Below are 20782 nucleotides of genomic sequence, written 5' to 3'. Positions count from 1 at the left end.
TGCGCACGCTACGTGTCGAGCCCCGTCGGCGGCGCCCGCGCGCGGCGGGGCGCTCAGCCCGTCGCCGCCACCCGGTACGGGCGGAAGAACGCGCGCAACTCCTCCGCGTAGAGCTCGGGCTCCTCGAACGGCGCGAAGTGCCCGCCGCGCGCGGGCTCGGTCACGCGCGCGGCGTTCGCCGTGCGCTCGATCCATGCCCGCGGCGGTCGGACGATGTCGCCGGGGAAGAGCGAGAAACCGGACGGCACCTCGACCCGGCGCGCGTGCTGCGCGGGCGGGATCGCGGCGTTCGCGTGGTACATGCGCATGGACGAGCCGATCGTCCCCGTAAGCCAATAGAGCGTGATGTTCGTGAGGATCTCGTCCTTCGTGAAGCACCGTTCGACATCGCCGTCGCAGTCGCTCCACGCCCGGAGCTTCTCGACGATCCACGCGGCGAGCCCGGCCGGCGAGTCGGTGAGCCCGAAGGCAGCGGTCTGCGGCTTCGTGCGGTGCATGGCGGCGTAGGCGCCCTCGGTCGCGCCCCAGGTCGCGACGCCCTCGAACCAGGCGCGCTCCTCGGGCTCGAGATCCGCCGGGTCCCCGGTGAAGACGGGCAGGCCCGCGTCCATGCGGTGGACGGCCACGACCCGGTCGGAGTGGTCGAGCCCGAGGTAACGGCTCACGTGGCTGCCGATGTCGCCACCCGCCGCCCCGAATCGCGGGTAGCCGAGGACGCCCATGAGCTCGGCCCACAGTCCGGCGACGGCGATGGAGTCGAGCGGCGCGCCGGTGGGGCGGTCGGAGTATCCGTAGCCCGGCATGTCGGGCACGACCACGTCGAACGCGTCGGCCGGGTCGGCGCCGTGCGCGCCGGGATCGGTGAGGAGTGGGATGACCTTCGTGTAGCGCCAGAACGAGTCCGGCCAGCCGTGGCTGAGGACGAGCGGCAGGACGGGCCCGGCGGGCGCGACGGCCCGGACGTGCACGTAGTGGATCCCGAGGCCGCCGAGCGGGACGCGGAAGTGGGGAAGCCGGGCGAGCGCCGCCTCCTGCGCCGGCCAGTCGAAACCGTCCGCCCAGTAGGCGACGAGCTCGCGGAGGTGGGCGAGGTCGGTCCCGAGCGACCACCCGGCGTCCTCGGGCGCGTCCGGCCAGCGCGTCGCGCGCAGCCGCGCGCGGAGGTCCTCCAGCGCCGCGGGGGCGGTCTGCGGAACGAACGGCTCGGGGCGGGGGGCGGCGTCGGGCATGGCATCAATCCTATGGGGAAGGCGTGGCCTCGATTCCACCGTCGACGGCACACACGCCGGACGCCGGCGACGTAGCCATCGACCGGCAGCGTGGGCAGCACATCGCCGTGCCCGGTCGAGCGTGTGCCTACGGACCCGACGGCCGCTCTCCGTCTCGCGGTGAAGCCTGGAACGGTGACGCGGCCGGCTCGCTCCGACGGCAGGTCAGCTCCAGCTCGGCGAGGGCTGGTTCGGCTGCCCGTACGGCACCGGTCGGCCCGTGAACGCGTCCAGGAGGATACGGTCGCCGATTGGCCGGTCCAGCTTCACCGTCAGCTCTTCGTGGCGCATATCGGCAGTGCAGGGACCGTCCTTCGTCCCGACGACGGACGCGGACAGCACCACGCTGCCACTCGTCTCCAGCACGTCCACGGCGGGGCCGTCGTCGCAGGATCCGTGGTTGGCCACCACGGTGACGGACCGGCCGTCCCCGGCCACCTCGACCAGCCGGCCGAGCTGCGTCAGCTCGTCGGCGGACACCTCCTCGGCCGGCTTGATCGGCGGCGCGGGAAGCTTCGACGGGCCGAGGGCTACTCGCTTGAGCGGAGTGTCGTAGCCCTCCAGAGAGAACAGCCAGGCCGGGACGGTCGCCGGGCCACGACTGGTGGCGAGGGTCATCTCGCCCAGCTTCGCCCCGGTCACGGTGAGACGCGGTCCGTCGTTGCTGCCGCCGGCCACCCTCTCGTACGCCGTCCGCGCCCCCGTCAGCGGCAGCGTGAGTGAGCCGCCGCTCTCCCATCTCACCTGTCCGTCCTTGCGCGGGGTGGCGGGAAGTTCGCCGCGCAGGACGAAGTTCTGGGTCTCGTAGGCGCGTTTGTCGGCATCACCGCGGAAGCCGTTCCCGGGCAGCTGGACCGCATCCCCCATCGGGTAGTAGCCACCGCCCCACGCCTTGGCGGCCTCGGAACCGTCCCAGGCTCCGGCGACCTCGCGGGCACGGGCCTCCCGGTCGGCCGCCTTGTCGCCGCCACAGCCGACAACGGCACCGCCTACGGCGGTGAACAGGCCGAGCAGGACGAGCGGATTGACGGTGCGTCCGGTCTTCGTACGCATGGGTCCCCCCGGGGACTGACGGTGCTGACGGTACTGACGACGACGAGCGGAAGCCGCGCGGACAGTGCGGAACTCCCGCCGCCCCTGTGACGCACTGCCCCCGGGCCGGGTTCCACGCAGGACTCGTCACGGATCACGGCGGTGCCACGGGTCGGCCGGGAACATCCGGCGCCGCCCACGGGGACATCGCCCGCCCGCCGTCAGTCAGGGTCCCGCGCAACGGGGGTACTGGCGGGGACGGGGAGCCATGGAAGCCGCACGGAAGCTCCAGTTCGGCCCAGACGCTCTTGCCGTGCGGCGTCCTCAGGGAACCGAAGCGGGAGGCGAGCGAGGTGGCGATCGCCAGACCGCGACCGCCCTCGTCGGCCGGTCCGGCGCTGCGCGGCCGCAGCGTCTTGAAGCTGCAGTCGGAGACCTCGCACACCAGCACCTCGTGGCGGATCAGGCGCAGTCGTACCGGGGCCACCGCGTGGAGTACGGCGTTGGCGAGCAGTTCGCCGATGATCTGTTCGGCGGCGGGCACCAGGCGTTCCAGACCCCATTCGGTCAGCGTCCGTAGGGCCTCGGCTCGGAGGCCCCCGACGGCCCCCGCGTCGCCGGGCAGCTCCCACTCCATGACCTGGCCCGGGCCGAGCATCCGGGTCCGCGCGAGGAGCACGGCCACATCGTCGGCCTGCTCTCCGCGGGGGATGGTGTCGACGGCGGCCGAGCACAGGTCTTCCAGCGGGGCCCCCGGCCCCTGGGTGAGGGCGCGGCACAGACGGTTCAGGCCGAAGTCGATGTCGTGGTCACGGGTCTCGACGAGCCCGTCGGTGTAGAGAACGAGCGCGCTTCCCTCGCTCAGCTCGTACTCCACCGCCTCGAAAGTCCCGGTGCCCACGCCGAGAGGCGCCCCCGGGGGTACGTCGAGCAGGGTGACGGCACCGGACGGGTCGACGAGCGCCGGCGGCGGGTGGCCAGCACGCGCCGCCGTACACCGCCCGCTGACCGGGTCGTAGACCACAAACAGGCAGGTGGCCCCCATGATCATGGTGGGCGGGGTCCTCGCGTCCGCCTCCTCCGCCGCGAGACGGGCGAGCAGGTCGTCGAGGTTGGTCAGCAACTCGTCGGGGGGAAGGTCCAGGGCGGCCAGAGTGATCACCGCCGTGCGGATCCGGCCCATGGTCGCCGCGGAGTTGATGCCGTGCCCGACGACGTCGCCGACGACGAGGGCGACCCGGGCGCCGGAGAGGTGGATCACGTCGAACCAGTCGCCGCCGACGCCGTCCCGCTTGTCCGACGGCAGGTAGCGCCACACCACGTCGACGGCGCTCCCGCCGGCCGGATTGCTCGGCAGCAGATTGCGCTGCAGGGCCAAGGCCGCGTTGTGCTCACGGGTGTAGCCGCGGACGTTTTCCAGGATGAGCGCCGCCCGGCTGAAGAGTTCCTCCGCGACCATCCGGTCGCTCTCGTCGAACGGCACCGGATTCCTTGTACGGACGAGAACCGCGATGCCCAGGATCTCACCCCGGGCGTGGATCGGCAGGATCAGCAGGCTGTGCATACCGAGGGCGCTGATCCTCTCCCGCCATGGCGGGTCGTGGTCCAGCCAGGTGCCGGGCGAGGCGTCGAGGAAGGGCTCCAGATGGGGCCGGCCGGAGGACAGGACCTCGACGAGGGGTGAGCGCGGGGGGACCAGGACCGTGGCCCCGCGGCGCCACTCCCGGAGGTCCTCATGGATCGACGCCGTCCCCGCGACCTGGAACGCCGGGACGCTGTCGCCCTTCGAGCCGAGCCGCGCGAGGGGCGTGTCGCCGAGCTCGACCGACTCCACGAGGCAGATGCACACGTAGTCCGCGAGCCCCGGCACCAGGATCTCCGCCACCTCCTGAGCCGTCCGCATGACGTCCGCGGTGGTGCCGATGAGCGTGCTCGCCCGGCTCAGAAGCGTCAACCGTTCCCGCGTCAGCCGACTGCTGGTGACGTCCACGTTCATGGAGCACACCCGGGGCAAGCCGTCCCGCGCGTTCTCGACCGGGAACACCGACAGCGCGTACGTGCGGCGCCGACGACCGTCCCGCTGGTCCAGCTCGTGGTCGACCACCGGGACGCCGCTCTCCAGCACCCGCCGTATCAGCGCCTCGACCTGGCCGGTGTCCGCGTACAGCGGCGACTCCTCCAACGGCCGGCCGAGCCGCTCCTCGCGGGGGCTTCCGTAGGCCCGCGCCAAGGCCTCGTTCTGCCACTCCATGCGCAGATCCGAGTCCCAGACCGCCATCGGGAACGGACAGTTCTCGGCGACCGACTCCAGTACCGACCCCGCCGCGCCGGTCACCGAGACCAGCCAGTCGATGCTCCCTTCCGCCCCCGGCAGCGCGGACACGCGCAGCCGCATGTCCACCGTCCGCCCGTCATGGCGAAGCAGCCGGGCGCTCCCGGACCACTCCTTCGCGAACCAGTCCCGCTCCTCACCCGAGGACGCCAGCAGCATCCCGGCCGGCCGGCCCAGAATCTCCTCGGCCCGATAGCCGAGCAGCCGACACGCGACGCCCGTCCACCGCGTCACTGTCCCCGCGGAGTCGACCACCGCCAGCGCCGCGCCGGCGTTCCCGTACGCCGAACCGGCATCGGACGCCGTCCCGAGATCGCACACCCTCCTACGCTAGGTCTGTCGATCGGCCCCCGCAAAGCGGGGTGGATTCAGGTGTCCAGTTCAGAGTTCGGTCAGTTGACGCGGTCACGACATCGACGGCCTGTGCCGTTCGGGCCACGGGGGCGCATCGCAAGGCGGAGGATGGGGGCCTGTCCGGGCCCGGTCACTCGTCGATACCGGAGCGCTCGGCGCCCGCGACGATGTGGCGTTGCAGCACCAGGAAGACCGCCAGCAGGGGCAGGATCGAGACGGCGGCGGCGATGAAGAGTTCATGGAGGTTGACGGTCTGAGCGGTGGTGAAGGTGGCGAGTGCGACCTGTACGGTCCAGGCGTCGCGGTCCTGGCCGATCACCAGCGGCCACAGGAAGGAGTTCCAGGAGCCGATGAAGACGATCGCGCCGACGGCGGCGAAGACCGGCCGTGTGTTGGGCACGACGATCCGCCAGTACGTACGCCAGTGGCCGAGCCCGTCCACCCGGGCCGCGTCCTCCAGCTCGCGCGGGAAGCCGAGGAAGTACTGGCGGAAGAGGAAGACCGCGAAGGCGCTGAAGAGGGTCGGGATGATCAGTCCGCGCAGGGTGGAGATCCAGCCGAGCGAGGAGACCAGGACGAAGCTCGGGACGAAGGTCACGGCGGACGGGATCATGAGGGTGACCAGGAACGCGTAGAAGACGTGGTTCGCGTAGGGGTATTCGATGCGGGCCAGGCCGTATGCGGCGAGCGAGGCGAGCAGCAGGGTTCCGGCGGTGGTGAGGACGGCGATCACGGCGGAGTTCCACAGGGCGTGCAGCATGGGGACGCTGCTGTCGTCGAACAGTTCCCGGAGGTTGTCCCAGTGGAGGCTGTCCGGGAAGAACGTCCAGCCGGTCCCGGTGATGTCCGCTTCGGCGGCCAGTCCGTTGCGTACCAGCAGATAGAACGGGATGAGGAAGAGCCCGGCGAGCGCGATGAGCAGGACGGGCCGCAGTCCGCGGGCGAAGCGCTGGAAGGCCCGGCTCGTCGAGTACGCCGCCGGGCCGCTGGTCGGGTGTCGTCGCATGGGGTCAGTCCTCCCGGCGTCCGAGGCCGAACCAGCGCGCCTGTACCACCGTCACCACGGCGATGATCAGTGCGAGGATCACGGCGCCCGCGCTGCCGAGCCCCAGGTTCTGCCCTTGGCCCAGTGCGGCGTAGTAGAGGTAGACCAGGGGCGGCCTGGCGTAGGGCGGGTAACCGCGTGCCGTGGAGAGCAGGTTGTAGAACTCGTCGAAGGCCTGGAAGGCGTTGACCACCAGGAGCAGGACGACGGCGACGGAGGTCGGGCGCAGCTGCGGGAAGGTGATGTGCCGGAAGACCTGCCAGCCGGGGCGGGCGCCGTCGACCGCGGCGGCCTCGTAGAGGGTGGCCGGGATGCGCTGCAGCCCGGCCAGCAGGATCACCATGTAGAAGCCGGCCTGGAGCCAGAGCCGCACGGTCACGATGACCAGCCAGTACCAGGGCGGTCTGGTGGTCGACAGCCAGGCGATGTCGGCGCCGCCGAACCAGCCCAGCACCGTGTTCGCCAGCCCGTACCGCACGCCGTTGAAGACCGACAGCTTCCAGATGATCGCGGCGACGACGTAGGAGCAGGCGGTCGGCAGGAAGAAGACCGACCGGAAGAACGCCTGGGCGAAGCGCAGCCGGTGCACCATCAGCGCGAGGGAGAGCGAGAGGGCGTACGTCGCCGGGACGATGAAGAGGGAGAAGACGGCGAAGGTGGTGAGGCTGGAGGTGAAAGAGGGGTCGCCGAGGATTTCGGTGTAGTTGTCCAAGCCCACGAACTCGGTGGGGGTCACCGTGTTGTGGGCGTCGTAGAAGCTCAGCCACACGCTCCAGACCAACGGTACGTAGGTGAAGAGAGCGAGCCCGATGGCGAAGGGGCCCACGAAGAGCCAGAACCACACGTAGCGGTTCTGGGGTCCGCGCAGGCGCCGCCCAAGTGAGCGGCGGCTTTGGTGAGTTGTCCGCGCGGCTGCCTCGTTGGCTGTCCGCGTGGCTGCCCCGTTGGCTGCCCGGTTGGCTGTCCGGGGGGCTATGACCGCACCCGCTTCAGCTCGGCCTTCGTCGTGGCGATGACCGGCCTGAGCTGTGCGGCCGGGTCGGCGCCGTCGGTGATGATCCGGCTCAGGGCGTCCTGGTAGGCGGTCAGGCTCTTGTCGGTCCACAGCAGGGGCTGTGCGTATCCGTGGTCGGTCGTGAACCGAACCGCGTCGGCCGCCGCGCCCTCGGTGAGTCCGGCCGCCTTCTTCGCCAGCGAGGTCCGGGCGGGGATGTGGAAGCCGTAGGAGAGCGCGAAGTCCTCCTGATAGTCGGTGCGTTCGACCCACAGCCACTTCACATACGCCTTCGCGGCATCGATCTGGCCGCTGTGCGTACTGACGGCCGCGCCGTAGGCACCGACCGGGACCGACGGCCCGCCCTGTGGGCCGTCCTCGGGGAAGGGCAGGACACCGAAGTCGTCGCCCAGCGTCTGCTGGATCTGCGGCAGGGCCCACAGTCCCGTCCACTGCATGGCGGTCAGCCCGTGGATGAACGCGGACGGATCGGACCAGTCGGTGGGAGCCCCGAGCAGAAGGGAGCCGTCCGCGTGGAACTGGTGCAGTTTGCCGAGGGTCTTGGCGGCCTGCGGGTCGTCGAAGCCGACTTCTCCCTCGGTGGTGACCGGTTCCAGGCCCGCGGCGCGCAGCGGGGTGGCGCCGAGGACGCCGGCCCCGCCGTCGTTGCCGAGGAAGAGGCCCTTGACGTCCTTCGTCGTCAACGCCCGTGCCGCGTCGTTCAGTTCGTCAAGGGTCCGCGGCGGCCGGACACCGGCCTTGTCCAGCAGACTCCTGCGGTAGTAGAGCATCTGTGTGTCGATGACCTGCGGGATGCCGTAGACCTTGCCCTGATACGTCTTGGGGGCGAGCACCGCGGGATTGAAATCGTCCCGCACGCCCTCCAGCAGGCCGGTGAGATCGGCGACCTGACCTCCCCGGATCTGGTCCAGGGTCGGCCCGCCCTCGAAGACGTCCGGTGCGTTCTCGGTCAGCAGTGCCGCGGCCGTCTGCTGGTCGTAATTCCCCGGCCGCCACTGGACGGTCACCCGCGCCTTCCGGTACGCGGCCGCATAGCGTTTCACCGCCTGTTCCGTGCCGGCCTCGCCGTACTGGTGGTACCACTGGTCGAGCGCGGGGCCACCACCGTCCGCTCCCCCGCCACGGCCGGTGTTGGAGCCGCAGGCGGCGGTCAGCGCGAGGGCGCCGGAGGCGGCCAGCAGCTGCCGGCGGCTGAGGCGAGTGGCCGAGGATGTCGAGTGGCGCATGGTTCATCAGTGTGACGCCGGTACGTGTAAGCAAGATTGCTCGCATATGAAACGTCCCCCGTGTGCCGACACGCGACTCGGCTCGTCAGCGGTCAACTGCCCACCGTCAGCGGGCTCGTGAAAGTACAGCCGAATGGATGACGGCGTAGCTGCCCGGCCGCCGCCGGAAGCGCGCGGGTTCACGGATTCACGGATTCGCGGGTCACTCCCGGAGCGGAAGCAGCCGGGGTACGGCCCGGACGTAGATCACCATGCCGATCACCTCGACCAGGGTCTGGGTGACCACGACCACCGCGGCGACGGCCAGTGCGTCGGGCAGGGCCAGGGCGAGGGGGAGGACGACCAGGGAGTTGCGGGTCGCGCCGGTGAACACGATCGCCCTCCCGGCGGGCGCGTCGAGGCGGAACGCACGGGCGACGCCGAGTCCGGCGAACGCCATCACGACAAGGAAGAGCACGTAGAACGGCACGACGCGGACCACGTCCGCCAGGCTGCCGGTGTCGCCGAGCTTGGGCACCTGGGAGGCGACCACGGTGAACAGGGTGGCGGCCATCAGCGGCACCATCGTCGTGCCCATCGCGTCGGTGACCTTCTGCCCGGCCGGGCGGCGCGCGGCCCAGGCCTGGGTGAGCCAGGCCAGCGTCAGCGGGATGACGACCAGCATGACGAACGCCTCGACGAACGGGCCTGCCGCCACCACGTCGGCCAGGTCCGGGCCCATGAACAGGAACAGGTAGCCCGGCAGCAGGACCATCTGGGCGAGCAGCAGCAGCGGAGTGGCCGCGAGCAGGCGCCGGCTGCTGCCACCGGCGAGCCCGCTGAAGACGATCACGTAGTCGATGCACGGGGCCAGCAGCACCAGGAGCACGCCGAGGCGGACGGCCCGGTCGTCCGGGAGGAAGGCGAACATCGCGGCGACCACCAGCGGCACCACGAGAAAGTTCACCACCAGCGTGGCGGCCAGGAACCGGCCCGCCCTCAGCGAGCGGACCAGCTCCGAGGCGGGCACCTGTAGGAACGTCACGTACAACAGGGCGGCCAGCACCGGGTTGATGGCGTGCTCCAAGCCGGGTCCCGCGTCCGGCGCGGCCCAGCCCACCAGCCCTCCGGCGGCCAAGGCCCCGACATAGACGGCGACCTGGTGGCGTTCCATGCCCGCGACCGGACCGGATGACGACGACGACAACGTACGTACTCCTCGCACGGGGCGGTGAAAAGGACGGTGGCCGAGGTGGTCACAGAGCGGTGAACCACCGCGCGGGCAGCCCGGCGCCCTCGTAGAAGCGCAGGGTGGTGGCCGGGGCGCCGCCGCGTTCGGCGCGCTGGGAGATCCGCGTCGTGCTCACGTCGTCGACCGTAAACCGTCGACCTGGGTCAAAGGTCGAGCGGGGGGGCCGGACGGCCATCGACCCGGCCGCGGGCAACGCGGCCGGGAGGGCCGCGCACCAGCCGCGCACCAGTCGTATGCCGGCCGTGGGCCGGCCGTGGGCCGGCGGCTTCCGCGCGGTACCCGGAGGGCTTTACATGTGACCATCTGGTCACCTATTTTGGAGCCGTGACCGACGACGACCGTGTCTTCAAGGCGCTGGCTGATCCGACGCGTCGCTTCCTGCTGGACCTGCTCTTCGCGCGCGACGGCCGCACGCTGACCGAACTGGAGTCCGAGGTGGAGATGACGCGGTACGGAGCGATGAAACACCTGAAGGTGCTGGAGGAAGCAGGACTTGTCGTCACGCGTAAGTCCGGCCGGGAGAAGCTGCACTTCCTGAACCCGGTACCGATCCGGTTGATCCACGACCGGTGGATCGACAAGTACACCGAGCGTCAGGTGACGGCGCTCACCGAGCTCAAGAACGAGCTGGAGGGAAACACATGACAGTCTCTGCCGAGGAGACCAGGACCGTTCAGGTCCACCGGGTCTACATCAGGGCGACACCCCAGGCCGTCTGGGACGCGATCACGAAGCCCGGGTGGAGCGAGAGGTACGGCTACCGCTGCGCGTCCGAACTCGACCCCCGGGCCGGCGGTACATACCGGGTGCTGTCGAGCGAGGAGATGCGCCGCCACGGCGCGCCGGAACAGATCATCGAGGGCGAGATCGTCGAAGCGGACCCGCCGCGCAAACTCGTCCAGACGTACCGGATGCTCTTCTCGCCCGAGCTGGCGGGCGAACCGTTCACGCGCCTCACCTACGAGATCGAGGAAGAGCCGTACGGCGGTGTCACCAGACTCACGGTGACCCACGACGTCACCGGCGCACCGGCCCACGCGGCCCAGCTCGCGGGAGAGATCATCGAGGCGGGTGGTGGCTGGAGCCTGCTGCTCAGCGACCTCAAGACCCTGCTGGAGACCGGCGAGGCGATGACGAAGTAGGTTCCGGACAGGGCGTGGTGCCGCGACCGGCAATGTTCACGTGACGGGGCGAACATTGCCGGGAGACGGCCCGGCGCGGGTGGCGGCCGGGCGCACGAGGTGTCGCGGCCAGGTCCTGTCGACCGGACAGGGCGGTACACCTAGGTCCTGTCCGGTCGATCTTCGTGGGCCCGCGACGCCTGGCACGGCACCTCGCCGCGTTGTCGGATCGTCCTCGTACGGCCGGGCCATCCACAACGCCGATCCTCCGCCTTGCGATGCTCCCCCTTGGCCTGAACGGCACGGGGGTACCCCCTGCACCAGACGCCGCGGGCCCACGAAGACCGACCGGACAGGACCTAGGAAGTCGTTTCCCGTGGAGTGGCTTGGTCCTTGAGCAGCGCGGGGCGCTCCTTGTGGAGGAGATCACGCGGTGACGGGCCTCCCCATAGGCACCACAGCGCGATGACCGGGTCGCAGATCGCGCAGCCCAGCGACGAGTCGTGGGCGAAAGGGATCAAGGGGCTGCCCTTGAGATGGTGCACCACGTCCCACGCGGTGTGCAGCAGCCAGCCGATGCCGATGAAGGTCCACGAGTCCAGGCCGCGGAAGGCGACATAGGTGACGAGGGCGGTGAACGCGAACTCCCAGCCACCCAGGCCGCCACCGCTGAGGTAGGCGGCACCCGCTCCGGCGACCATCACCGCGTTGAAGCGCCGTCGGTGCGGTTCGCGGATGAGGGACATCAGCAACGCGTAGAGGACACCGATGCCGATCGGCACGAGGTACTGCATGGGGGTGCCCTTTCTTGGGGCGGGTGGCGCGCCCGGAACGGCGCGGGGACTGCTCACGACGCTATGTCCGGGTCCGTGCACCCCCCCAGCGGCATTACCGACAGGTTCCAACGGGTTCCCGCCGCCGGGCGGGGAAACCATCGCTCGGAGAACCGCCGGGCGGGGAACCGCCGCGCCCCGGCAGAAACCCTGCGTTCCGCCTTGTCTAAAATCTGTCACGGTGAGAGTAGACATGCGGATCCACCGGGATTAACGTCTCCCTCCGTAGCCAGTGACAGCGGTGCGGAAACAGAAGCCCGGCATCTCAGTGGGCCGGCACATGGTGTCGCGCCCGGGGCCTTGGGGCCGCTTGGGGTCTTGGGACCGTACGGCACCAAGACCCTCGACGCATTACCCGATCAGGGGTGTACATGAGCGCGGAAGACTCTCTCGGCCGTCTCGACGACGACGATTACCCCGCCTACACCATGGGCCGCGCCGCCGAAATACTCGGCACCACCCCCGCCTTCCTGAGAGCCATCGGCGAAGCCCGTCTCATCACTCCCCTGCGCTCCGACGGCGGACACCGACGCTACTCCCGCTATCAGCTGAGAATCGCCGCCCGCGCCCGCGAACTCGTCGACCAGGGCACCCCCGTCGAAGCCGCCTGCCGCATCGTCATCCTCGAAGACCAACTCGAAGAAGCCCGGCGCGTCAACGAAGAGCTGCGCAACTCGCAGGCCACGCCCCGCCGCACATCCGGCACCTGACCCTCGTCGCCGCGCGTGCTCCGCCCCGAGCGCGTCGCGCAGATGGGGGGCCGACCGGGACACCCGGTGCCGCGCACCGTGCGCCACGCGCTCGGCAGCGTTCTCGCCCGTGTCTACCTCGCCGTGTGCGCGGCCCTGGTCATCTGGGCCGTTGTGGTGAGCCTCGGCGACAACCCCGACGGTTCCTTCGCCGGAGTGGTGCCGCTGATCGCCACCGCACCGGTGAGCCTGATCGTGCTCCTGCTGCCGGACCACAGCTCCATGATCTTCATCGCCATCGGTCTCGGCGCTCTGGTCAACGCCGTGCTCATCGGTTGGTGCGCCCGCGCCCTGGGCCAGGGCCGCGGTGGCTCGAAACCGACTGCTTGAGGGAAGCGCCCCGGCGCGGCCACCGCCCCCGGCGCCCTCACCGCATGCCTCGGCCTCCCCGGGATGGGGTCGCGCGGGGGTCAGATCCCAGGGCCGTAACCGGGATCCGGCTGCTGGCGTGGGGTCCACCACTCGGTGAGCCCCCACACGCCGAGCGCGAGCGCGGCCACCGCCGCGGGCGCGCCGGCCCAGGGGCGGTGCACCCACTTCGTGGTCAGTGACCAGGCGAACAGCGGAACCAGAGCGCCACCGAGCGCGATGAGCGGCAGATCGACGAAGAGCACGCTCAGATCGCGGGCATGGCCCTCGAATCCACCGTCGATGCTGAAGGCGGCCCGCGGCGCCCACACGAGCGCCGCGGTCGCGGCGCCGAGGCCGGCCAGGAAACATCCGACGGCGCCCCGGGTTGTCGGATTCATGCCCGTGGTCGCTCGCGTGGTGCTTTCGCTCATGCCCACGACAGACGCGACAACGCGTTGCATGGTTCCGACGGGGCCGACGCCGCCGTCCTTCGCTCTCCGGAATCCGTGCCGCACCGGAATCCGTGCCGCATCGAAGTCCGTGCCGCACCGGAATCCATGCCGACGACGACACGACGGCGTCCCCGGCTCAGGCCCGCGCGCCGCCGTCGACCCGCAGGACCGTGCCGGTCACGTAGGAGGAGCGGTCGCTGAGGAGCCAGGCGGCGGCCTCGGCGATTTCGTCGGGGTCGGCCGCGCGGCGCAGCGGGGTGTTCGCCGTGATTCGCTCGACGAGACCGGGTGAACTCGCTTCCCAGGTACGGATCATCTCGGTCAGCGTGCCGCCGGGGGCGATGGCGTTGACGCGGATGCCTTCCGGACCGTAGGTGATGGCAGCCGACTCGGTGAGGCTGTTGACCGCCCGCTTCATCGCACCATACGCGGGCAGTTCGGGGTTGCCCATCAGGCTGCCGACGCTGGAGTTGTTGACGATGGCCCCCGTCCCGGCGGTGGCCCGGATGGCCGCGATCTCGGCGACCATGGCGAGCCACGGGCCCCTGAGGTTCACGGCGTAGACGTGGTCGAAGTCGGTCTCCCGCACCTGGTCCAGCGGGCCCGGCGGCACGATCGTCGCACCGTTGTTGAAGGCGACGTCGAGCCGGCCGTACAGGTCCACCGCGCGGTCCACGGCGGCGCGCACCGAGGTCGCGTCGGCCAGATCGCACAGCACGTACTCCGCGGTGCCGCCCGCCGCCCGGACCTCCTCGGTCACCGTCTTCAACTGGGCTTCCGTACGGGCCGCGAGCAGCACCCGGGCGCCCTCCCGGGCGAACAGCCGGGCCGCGGCGGCGCCGATACCGCGACCGGCACCGGTGATGAAGGCGACCTTGCCGGCCAGCAGGCCCCGGTCGGTGGCGGTGGGTGTGTCGGTGGTGAGTGGTGTGTTGTCCATGGCAGCGAGCCTGCGCCGGTCCGCGGTGCCTATCCAGGCACCGGCGATACCTGGATATGCTCCGCACCCCCGCGCACACTTAACGTGTGGACAGACAAGAACTGGCGGCCTTCCTTCGCAGCAGGCGCGAGCGGATCGCCCCCGCCGACGTGGGGCTGCCCGCCGGGACGCGCCGTCGCACCCCGGGGCTGCGTCGCGAGGAGGCGGCGCAGCTGGCGTTCATCTCGACCGAGTACTACACGCGGCTGGAGCAGGCCCGCGGCCCGCGCCCGTCGCGTGAGGTGCTGGCCGGGCTGGCTCGGGCCCTGCGGCTGTCCGACCCCGAGCGCGACCACCTTCACCACCTCGCCGGCGCACCGCCGGCCCCTCCGCCCGGTCCGTCGCGCGAGGTGCGGCAGAGCATCCTCGACCTGCTGCGCCGACTGCCGCAGGCCGCCGCGATCGTGACGTCCGCGGCGCAGGAGGTGATCGCCTGGAATGATCTCGCGGCCGCTCTCATGGAAGACTTCTCGGCCGTGTCGCGACGCGACCGCAACCTTATACGCCGCGTCTTCCTCGGGCCGTACCCAGGGGGACGGCGGTTGTACGGAGTGTCGGACGCGGACGCGTTCGCCCGTACCTCGGCCCAGCATCTGCGCGCCGTCGCCGCGCGCTACCCCGACGATCCCGAGGTGACCGAGCTGGTGAGTGAACTCCTCGCCGGCAGCGAGGAGTTCACCCGCCTGTGGGTCTCCCACGACGTGTGCGCCACGCCCACCCTGCGCAAGACGTTCCCACACCCGCTGGTCGGCCCGGTGACCGTCAACTGCGATGTCCTCGACATCACCGACCGGGACCAGCGGGTCGTGATCTACACCGCCACCCCCGGCTCACCGTCCGAGGAGGCGCTGCGACTGCTGTCGGTCGTCGGCACTCAGCGCATGGACGTGACCGGCTGATCCGGGGCCCTGTCCGCAAGCCTCAGGTGCTCCCACCTCAGGTGCTCCCACCTCAACTCTGTCCGTCCCCCGGCCCGTCGGCTCCGGACCGACCGGCCGCGGGCCCGGCCGCCTCGGGCCCGCCCCCTCCGGACGCCCCCGCCCGCAGTCCGTCCATCACGAGGTCGAGCAGTCGCGTCGCACGCGGCTGCCAGTCGCTGTGCGGGTCGAGCTGCCAGAGCCCGGCGATGGCGAGCACGAAATCGTCGGGGGTCAGCCCCGGGCGGACGGTGCCTGCCTCCTCGTTCGCGTTCAGCAGGAGCGTGACCGCCCTGGCCACCGGCTCGTGACCCAGCTGCCCCAGGCTGCCGTACTTGCCGGTGGTATTGCGCAGCGCGCCGGCCAGGCCGGCCTTGGTCATGGCGTACTGGGCCAGGCGGTCCATCCACTCCCTCAGGGCCTGGTCGGGTGCGCGGGTCCGGAGCAGCTGGGCAGCGGTGTCGGCGACCTGCTGCATCTCGTAGCGGTAGACCTCCAGGACGAGGGCCTCGCGGTTGGGAAAATTACGGTAGAACGTCCCCTGGCCGACGCCCGCCTTCTTCGCGATCGCGCTCAGCGGGGCGTCCGCGGTTCGCGTCAGCTCGGCCAGCGCGACTTCCAGAATGCGCTCGCGATTCCGCTGAGCGTCCGAGCGCAGAGTCGTCTCTTCCCGCATGCGTTCACCTTCCGGTCGCACTCGTCCTCCCTCCGGAATCACGGTCAAGCCCCGCCTTGCTAACCGGACAGCTGTCCGTTAGGTTCGACAACAGGCGGACAGTTGTCCACTTAGGTCCACCATAGCGGCAAATCCGGCCAGTATGGCCGACTCGTGCCCTCTCGCACCCGGACATTCGTCGGGATCGTCTCGTTCGACGCCTATCAGCAACGCGAAAGAAGGCTGATCATGGCCCCAGCCCCCTCATCGACGCACAGCGCCATCACACTGAACATCAACGGCGAGAAGTACGCACTGCCCGTCGACCATCGCACCACCCTGCTCGACGCCCTGCGCGAGCATCTCGATCTGACCGGTACCAAAAAGGGCTGCGACCAGGGCCAATGCGGCGCCTGTACGGTGCTGCTCGACGGTCGCCGGGCGGTTTCCTGCCTTCAGCTCGCGGTCGCGACCGAGGGGCGCGTGATCACCACCATCGAGGGCGTTGCCGATGGTGAGCGGCTACATCCGGTGCAACAGGCCTTTCTCGACCTCGACGGCTATCAGTGCGGCTACTGCACACCTGGGCAGATCTGTTCGGCCCTCGCGGTGATCGAGGAACACGCGGCGGGCTGGCCGAGCGCCGTGACCGGCGATGTCCGGCCGGAAGCGGGGGTGCCCGCACTCACCGCCGAGGAGATACGCGAGCGGATGAGCGGCAACCTGTGCCGCTGTGGCGCCTACGTGTCGATCGTGCAGGCCGTCGCGCGGGCGGCGGAGGCGGTCGAGGCCGAGAAAGCGGTCAAGGTCGAGAAGGCGGCCGAGGCCGAGGTCAAGGAGGCCGCGGCATGAGGGAGTTCGGTTATGAACGTGCCGTCGACGTCGCCGGAGCGGTCGCCCTGCTCGGCGCCGCCCCCGAAGCCCGCTTCCTCGGTGGCGGCACCAACCTCATCGACCTGATGAAGGTCGGCGTGGAGAGGCCCGCGCTGCTCGTCGACGTAATCGAACTTCCCCTCGCCGGAGTCGAGTTCACCCACGACGGCGGGCTGCGCATCGGCGCGACCGTCACCAACAGCGATCTCGCCGCCCACCCCGAAGTGCGCCGTCACTACCCGGCGTTGGCGCAGGCCGTGCTGGCCGGCGCCTCGGGACAGCTGCGTAACATGGCCACGGTCGGCGGGAATCTCCTCCAGCGGACCCGCTGCGGCTACTTCACCGACCTCGGCAAACCGTGCAACAAGCGTGCACCGGGCAGTGGTTGCCCCGCACTCGCGGGTGAGCACCACAATCACGCGATCCTCGGCGCCTCCGAGCACTGCGTCGCCACCCACCCCTCGGACATGGCGGTCGCGCTCGCCGCCTTCGACGCCGTCATCTCGTACGAAACGGCGGACGGGCCGGGTGAGTCGCCGATCGCGGCGTTCTATCTGCCGGTGGGAGACACCCCGCACATCGAGACCGCCCTTCCGCCCGGCGCGCTGATCACCGGCGTCACGCTGCCGCCGGCCCCGGTCGCCGCCCACTCGCGGTACCGGAAGGTGCGCGAGCGCGCCTCGTACGCGTTCGCGATCGGCTCGATCGCCGCCGCGCTCGATGTTCAGGACGGTGTCGTACGCGATGTGCGCCTCGCGTTCGGAGCGGTCGCGTCCCGGCCGTGGCGGGCCCGTGCGGCCGAGCGAGTACTGATCGGCGGCCCGGCGAGCGCGGAGGCGTTCGCCGCCGCGGCCGATGCCGAACTGGAAGCGGCCGAGGCGCTTCCCGAGAACGGATACAAGGTGACCTTGACGCGCAACCTCGTCGTGGCCGTGCTGACCGAACTCACCGAGGAGGCGAGCCGATGACGACACCGATGACTCCGACGACGCCGACACCGACGACGCCGGCCACGACGACCCGGTTCTCCGCCGTGACGGGAGCCGTCGGCTCCGCCCACACCCGCGTGGAGGGCCGCGACAAGGTCACCGGGGCGGCACGCTACGCCGGAGAGATACCCTTCGCCGAACTCGCCCACGGCTGGCTGGTGTTGTCGACCGTGGCCCGTGGCCGTATCCGCTCCGTGGAGGACTCCCCCGTCCTGGCCATGCCCGGCGTCCTCGCCGTGCTGCACCACGGGAACGCGCCACGCGTCGACACCGACTATGTCGGCATGGTGGGGCGGCCGAACCCCGTCCTCGGGATCTTCCAGCACGACCGGGTCCCCTTCGTGGGATGGCCGGTGGCGTTGGTCGTGGCCGAAACGTCCGAGCAGGCCAGGGAAGCCGCCGAGGCGCTGGTGGTGCGCTACGACGAGGAGCCGCACGACGTCGCGTTCTTCGCCGGACGTTCCGGTGCGTACACGCCGGAGAGCAACCCGATGGTCCGGGCGGAGACGGAGAAGGGGGACCTGGCCGCCCAGCTCGACGCGTCCGCCGTCGTCGTGGACGAGGAGTACACCACTCCTGAGGAGCACCACAACCCGATGGAGCCGCACGCGGCGACGGCTCGCTGGGACGGCGGGCGGCTCGACGTCATCGACTCCAATCAGGGCAGCACCTGGGTGGCGACCGAGCTCGCGAAGCTCTTCTCCCTCGATCCGGCCTCCGTACGTGTGCGGTCCGAGCATGTCGGCGGCGGCTTCGGATCGAAGGGGCTCAGCCCGCACCAAGTGGCCGCGGTGATGGCCACGACCGTCCTCCACCGCCCGGTCCGTGTCGTGCTGACTCGCCGTCAGATGTTCTCCCTCGTCGGCTACCGCAGCCCCACGGCGCAGCGGATCAGGCTCGGTGCCGACCCCGACGGCCGGCTGCGCGCGTTCGACCACCAGGCACTGAGTCTTACGTCGACCGTGCACGAATTCGTCGAGTCGAGCGCCGTGCTGGGGCGCGTGCTGTACGACGCCGACGCGCATCACACGCTTCACCGGCTCGTACGGCTCGATGTGCCGACCCCGAGCTGGATGCGCGCACCGGGCGAGGCACCGGGATCCTTCGCCCTCGAATCCGCCCTGGACGAACTGGCCGAGAAGTGCGGCATGGACCCGATCGCGCTGCGCGCACGCAACGAACCCGAGACGGGTCCCCTGTCCGGGCTGCCGTTCAGCAGCCGCAAGGTGCTCGCCTGCTTCGAGGAGGGCGCCCGCAGGTTCGGCTGGGCGGACCGTGACCCGCGTCCCGGTCTGCGCCGTGAGGGGCGCTGGCTGCTCGGCACCGGAACGGCGGCGGCCACCTACCCCTCAGGAGCCGGCCCGTCCACGGCGGCCGTGACCGCCGAGCCGGACGGAACCTTCACCGTGCGGATCAACGCGACGGACATCGGAACCGGCGCGCGGACCGCGATGACCTTGGTCGCCGCGGACGCGCTGCGGGTGGGTCCTGACCGCGTCCGTATGCGCCTCGCGGACAGCGATCTCGGCCCGGCCATGTTCGCCGGCGGCTCGATGGGCACGCGCTCCTGGGCATGGGCGGTGACGATCGCGGCGGACGAACTGCGGGAGCGACTGGCCCTGGGAGGCACCATTCCGCCGGAGGGGATCACCGCCCGGTCGAACACGGCCGAGGCCATCGGCGCCCTCGCGAAGAAGGAACGGCACTCCTTCGGAGCGCAGTTCGCCGAGGTCGCGGTGGATGTCACCACCGGTGAGGTACGTGTACGACGGTTGCTCGGCATCTACGCCGCGGGCCGGATCGTCAACCCGCTCACCGCCCGCAGCCAGTTCATCGGCGGACTGACCTGGGGACTGTCCATGGCCCTCCACGAGGAGGCGATCAGGGACCAGGAATCGGGCGGCCACGTCGGCGCCGATCTCGCCGGCTACCACTTCGCCGCGCACGCCGACGTGCCGCTCATCGAGGCGGACTGGGTGGAGGACCCGGACCCGGACGACCCGGTCGGGATCAAGGGAATCGGCGAGATCGGTGTCGTGGGCGTCGCCGCCGCGATCGCCAACGCGGTGTGGCACGCGACCGGTGTACGCCACCGGAATCTGCCGATCCGTCCGGACCGCGTCCTGCGGGCGGCGGACGAAGCCCGGCGTCGCGCGGAGGAGGAAGCCCGGAACGCGGAGGGAGCCCGGAGTGCTTGATGTCGCGGAGCAGTTGGACCGCTGGCTCGAGGAGGGCCGGGACTTCGCCGTCGCCACCGTCGTGGCCGTCGGCGGCAGCGCGCCGCGCGGTCCCGGCGCCGCCCTGGCCGTCGACCACAGCGGCACCGCCATCGGCTCCGTCTCCGGCGGTTGTGTGGAGGGGGCGGTGTACGACCTGTGCGTCCAGGCGCTCCGGGACGGCCGGACAGTGCGTGAACGGTTCGGATACAGCGACGAGGACGCCTTCGCGGTGGGGCTCACCTGCGGCGGCGTCATCGACGTCCTCGTCACGCCGGTACGCGCGGACTCGCTGGTGTTCCGGGGGGCGGTGTCGGCCGCCGCCCGGGGGGAGACGGCGGCACTCGCCCGGGTGGCCCGGGGACCGGACGAACTGCTCGGCGGGGCGCTGCTCGTCCACCCCGACGGATCGTACGAGGGCGGCTTCGACGGACGTCCGGAACTGGACCGGACGGTGGCGGAGGAAGCCCGCGCGATGCTGGACAGCGGACGCACCGGCACGGTCGAGATCGCGGAGGACGGATCGCGCTGCCCCGGCGGCGTGACCCTGATCGTGGAATCGAGGGTGCCGCCGCCCCGGATGATCGTCTTCGGCGCCGTGGACTTCGCGACGGCGCTCGTACGGGCGGGCAAGTTCCTCGGCTACCACGTGACCGTGTGCGACGCCCGATCGGTCTTCGCCACCCGCGTCCGCTTCCCGGAGGCCGACGAACTCGTGGTCGACTGGCCGCACCGCTACCTCCGGCGTACCGCGACCGACGGACGGACCGTCCTGTGCGTGCTCACTCATGACGCCAAGTTCGACGTTCCGCTGCTGGAGACGGCCCTGCGGCTGCCGGTCGCGTTCGTCGGCGCGATGGGCTCGCGCCGCACCCACGAGGACCGCAACCGGCGACTGCGCGAAGTCGGCGTCACCGAAAGCGAGTTGGACCGGCTGCGCTCGCCGATCGGCCTCGATCTCGGTGCCCGCACCCCTGAGGAGACCGCCATGTCCATCGCGGCGGAGATCATCGCGGCGCGCCGGGGCGGGACAGGGGTTCCGCTGACCGGTTCGGGGACACCCATTCACCATGATGTGGACGGAAGGGAGGAGGGCGAGGCCCGCTCCCGAGCGGCGGCATGACCCACCGGAGACTCTCCGGGG

20 protein-coding genes and 1 pseudogene are annotated in these 20782 nt (G+C 70.8%); 9 read left to right on the top strand and 12 right to left on the bottom strand.

Annotated elements, in window-relative coordinates:
* Window positions 1-53: 53 nt before the first annotated feature.
* The 8 genes and pseudogenes from ACIRQP_RS24600 to ACIRQP_RS24565 form a co-directional block, all read right to left on the bottom strand.
* On the bottom strand, window positions 54-1229 hold the full coding sequence (locus ACIRQP_RS24600; RefSeq protein WP_403893277.1) for an epoxide hydrolase family protein: 1176 nt from the start codon (window positions 1227-1229) through the stop codon (window positions 54-56).
* A 204-nt stretch (window positions 1230-1433) separates the two neighbouring features.
* The gene (locus tag ACIRQP_RS24595) at window positions 1434-2321 is read right to left on the bottom strand and encodes a hypothetical protein (protein WP_403893276.1); all 888 of its coding nucleotides are present in this window, start codon (window positions 2319-2321) and stop codon (window positions 1434-1436) included.
* A gap of 133 nt (window positions 2322-2454) precedes the next feature.
* A complete protein-coding gene (locus tag ACIRQP_RS24590; RefSeq protein ID WP_403893275.1) occupies window positions 2455-4953 on the bottom strand; it encodes a SpoIIE family protein phosphatase in 2499 nt (832 codons plus the stop codon).
* Window positions 4954-5116: 163 nt separating this feature from the next.
* Window positions 5117-5992, bottom strand: a complete 876-nt coding sequence (locus ACIRQP_RS24585) for a carbohydrate ABC transporter permease (RefSeq protein WP_403893274.1) — start codon at window positions 5990-5992, stop codon at window positions 5117-5119.
* A gap of 4 nt (window positions 5993-5996) precedes the next feature.
* A complete protein-coding gene (locus ACIRQP_RS24580) occupies window positions 5997-6857 on the bottom strand; it encodes a carbohydrate ABC transporter permease (protein WP_403893341.1) in 861 nt (286 codons plus the stop codon).
* Window positions 6791-6964 (bottom strand): annotated as a pseudogene (locus ACIRQP_RS24575) (hypothetical protein); the annotation flags it as partial. The gene ACIRQP_RS24580 and the pseudogene ACIRQP_RS24575, both read right to left, overlap by 67 nt.
* A gap of 39 nt (window positions 6965-7003) precedes the next feature.
* Window positions 7004-8272, bottom strand: coding sequence for an ABC transporter substrate-binding protein (locus ACIRQP_RS24570; protein WP_403893273.1), 1269 nt, complete (start codon window positions 8270-8272; stop codon window positions 7004-7006).
* 202 nt (window positions 8273-8474) lie between these two features.
* Window positions 8475-9425: an arsenic resistance protein gene (locus tag ACIRQP_RS24565; protein WP_403893272.1), complete on the bottom strand. Its 951-nt coding sequence runs from the start codon at window positions 9423-9425 to the stop codon at window positions 8475-8477.
* Between the two features lie 402 nt (window positions 9426-9827).
* Between ACIRQP_RS24565 and ACIRQP_RS24560 the strand changes: the two genes are divergently transcribed.
* Together ACIRQP_RS24560 and ACIRQP_RS24555 are read left to right on the top strand one after the other, a co-directional pair.
* Window positions 9828-10148: an ArsR/SmtB family transcription factor gene (locus ACIRQP_RS24560; RefSeq protein WP_403893271.1), complete on the top strand. Its 321-nt coding sequence runs from the start codon at window positions 9828-9830 to the stop codon at window positions 10146-10148.
* Window positions 10145-10645: an SRPBCC domain-containing protein gene (locus ACIRQP_RS24555; RefSeq protein ID WP_403893270.1), complete on the top strand. Its 501-nt coding sequence runs from the start codon at window positions 10145-10147 to the stop codon at window positions 10643-10645. The genes ACIRQP_RS24560 and ACIRQP_RS24555 overlap by 4 nt, the downstream gene beginning before the upstream one ends.
* 338 nt (window positions 10646-10983) lie before the next feature.
* Here the strand turns inward: ACIRQP_RS24555 and ACIRQP_RS24550 are convergent, their stop codons facing one another.
* Window positions 10984-11418, bottom strand: coding sequence for a DUF6010 family protein (locus ACIRQP_RS24550; protein WP_403893269.1), 435 nt, complete (start codon window positions 11416-11418; stop codon window positions 10984-10986).
* A 410-nt stretch (window positions 11419-11828) separates the two neighbouring features.
* On the opposite strand from ACIRQP_RS24550, the gene ACIRQP_RS24545 reads away from it, so the two are divergent.
* Window positions 11829-12167 carry a MerR family transcriptional regulator gene (locus tag ACIRQP_RS24545; RefSeq protein ID WP_403893268.1) on the top strand — a complete coding sequence of 113 codons (339 nt, stop codon included), beginning with the start codon at window positions 11829-11831 and terminating at the stop codon, window positions 12165-12167.
* Between the two features lie 66 nt (window positions 12168-12233).
* A complete protein-coding gene (locus ACIRQP_RS24540) occupies window positions 12234-12536 on the top strand; it encodes an SCO4225 family membrane protein (protein WP_403893267.1) in 303 nt (100 codons plus the stop codon).
* Between the two features lie 80 nt (window positions 12537-12616).
* On the opposite strand, the gene ACIRQP_RS24535 is transcribed toward ACIRQP_RS24540, so the two are convergent.
* Entirely contained in the window at window positions 12617-12955 is a 339-nt protein-coding gene (locus ACIRQP_RS24535; RefSeq protein WP_403893266.1) for a hypothetical protein, read from the bottom strand.
* 190 nt (window positions 12956-13145) lie between these two features.
* Window positions 13146-13949, bottom strand: a complete 804-nt coding sequence (locus ACIRQP_RS24530; protein ID WP_403893265.1) for an SDR family NAD(P)-dependent oxidoreductase — start codon at window positions 13947-13949, stop codon at window positions 13146-13148.
* Between the two features lie 86 nt (window positions 13950-14035).
* Here ACIRQP_RS24530 and ACIRQP_RS24525 point away from each other — a divergent pair, with 86 nt between their 5' ends.
* Window positions 14036-14887 carry a helix-turn-helix transcriptional regulator gene (locus tag ACIRQP_RS24525; RefSeq protein WP_403893264.1) on the top strand — a complete coding sequence of 284 codons (852 nt, stop codon included), beginning with the start codon at window positions 14036-14038 and terminating at the stop codon, window positions 14885-14887.
* A gap of 52 nt (window positions 14888-14939) precedes the next feature.
* Here ACIRQP_RS24525 and ACIRQP_RS24520 read toward each other — a convergent pair whose 3' ends face one another.
* A complete protein-coding gene (locus ACIRQP_RS24520) occupies window positions 14940-15581 on the bottom strand; it encodes a TetR/AcrR family transcriptional regulator (protein WP_403893263.1) in 642 nt (213 codons plus the stop codon).
* Between the two features lie 228 nt (window positions 15582-15809).
* On the opposite strand from ACIRQP_RS24520, the gene ACIRQP_RS24515 reads away from it, so the two are divergent.
* Genes ACIRQP_RS24515 through ACIRQP_RS24500 form a run of 4 tightly spaced genes read left to right on the top strand, consistent with a single transcriptional unit; the run spans window position 15810 to window position 20761 of the window.
* On the top strand, window positions 15810-16412 hold the full coding sequence (locus ACIRQP_RS24515; RefSeq protein WP_403893340.1) for a 2Fe-2S iron-sulfur cluster-binding protein: 603 nt from the start codon (window positions 15810-15812) through the stop codon (window positions 16410-16412).
* Entirely contained in the window at window positions 16409-17401 is a 993-nt protein-coding gene (locus ACIRQP_RS24510) for an FAD binding domain-containing protein (RefSeq protein WP_403893262.1), read from the top strand. The genes ACIRQP_RS24515 and ACIRQP_RS24510 overlap by 4 nt, the downstream gene beginning before the upstream one ends.
* Before the next feature lie 8 nt (window positions 17402-17409).
* Window positions 17410-19620, top strand: a complete 2211-nt coding sequence (locus tag ACIRQP_RS24505; RefSeq protein WP_403893339.1) for a xanthine dehydrogenase family protein molybdopterin-binding subunit — start codon at window positions 17410-17412, stop codon at window positions 19618-19620.
* On the top strand, window positions 19613-20761 hold the full coding sequence (locus ACIRQP_RS24500; RefSeq protein WP_403893261.1) for an XdhC family protein: 1149 nt from the start codon (window positions 19613-19615) through the stop codon (window positions 20759-20761). The genes ACIRQP_RS24505 and ACIRQP_RS24500 overlap by 8 nt, the downstream gene beginning before the upstream one ends.
* Window positions 20762-20782 lie beyond the last annotated feature (21 nt).

The sequence above is a fragment of the Streptomyces sp. NPDC102274 genome (genome assembly GCF_044766385.1).
Taxonomy (GTDB): Bacteria; Actinomycetota; Actinomycetes; order Streptomycetales; family Streptomycetaceae; genus Streptomyces.
The sequence above is the reverse complement of the archived record's forward strand: the minus strand, read 5'-3'. Positions and strand labels throughout refer to the sequence as shown.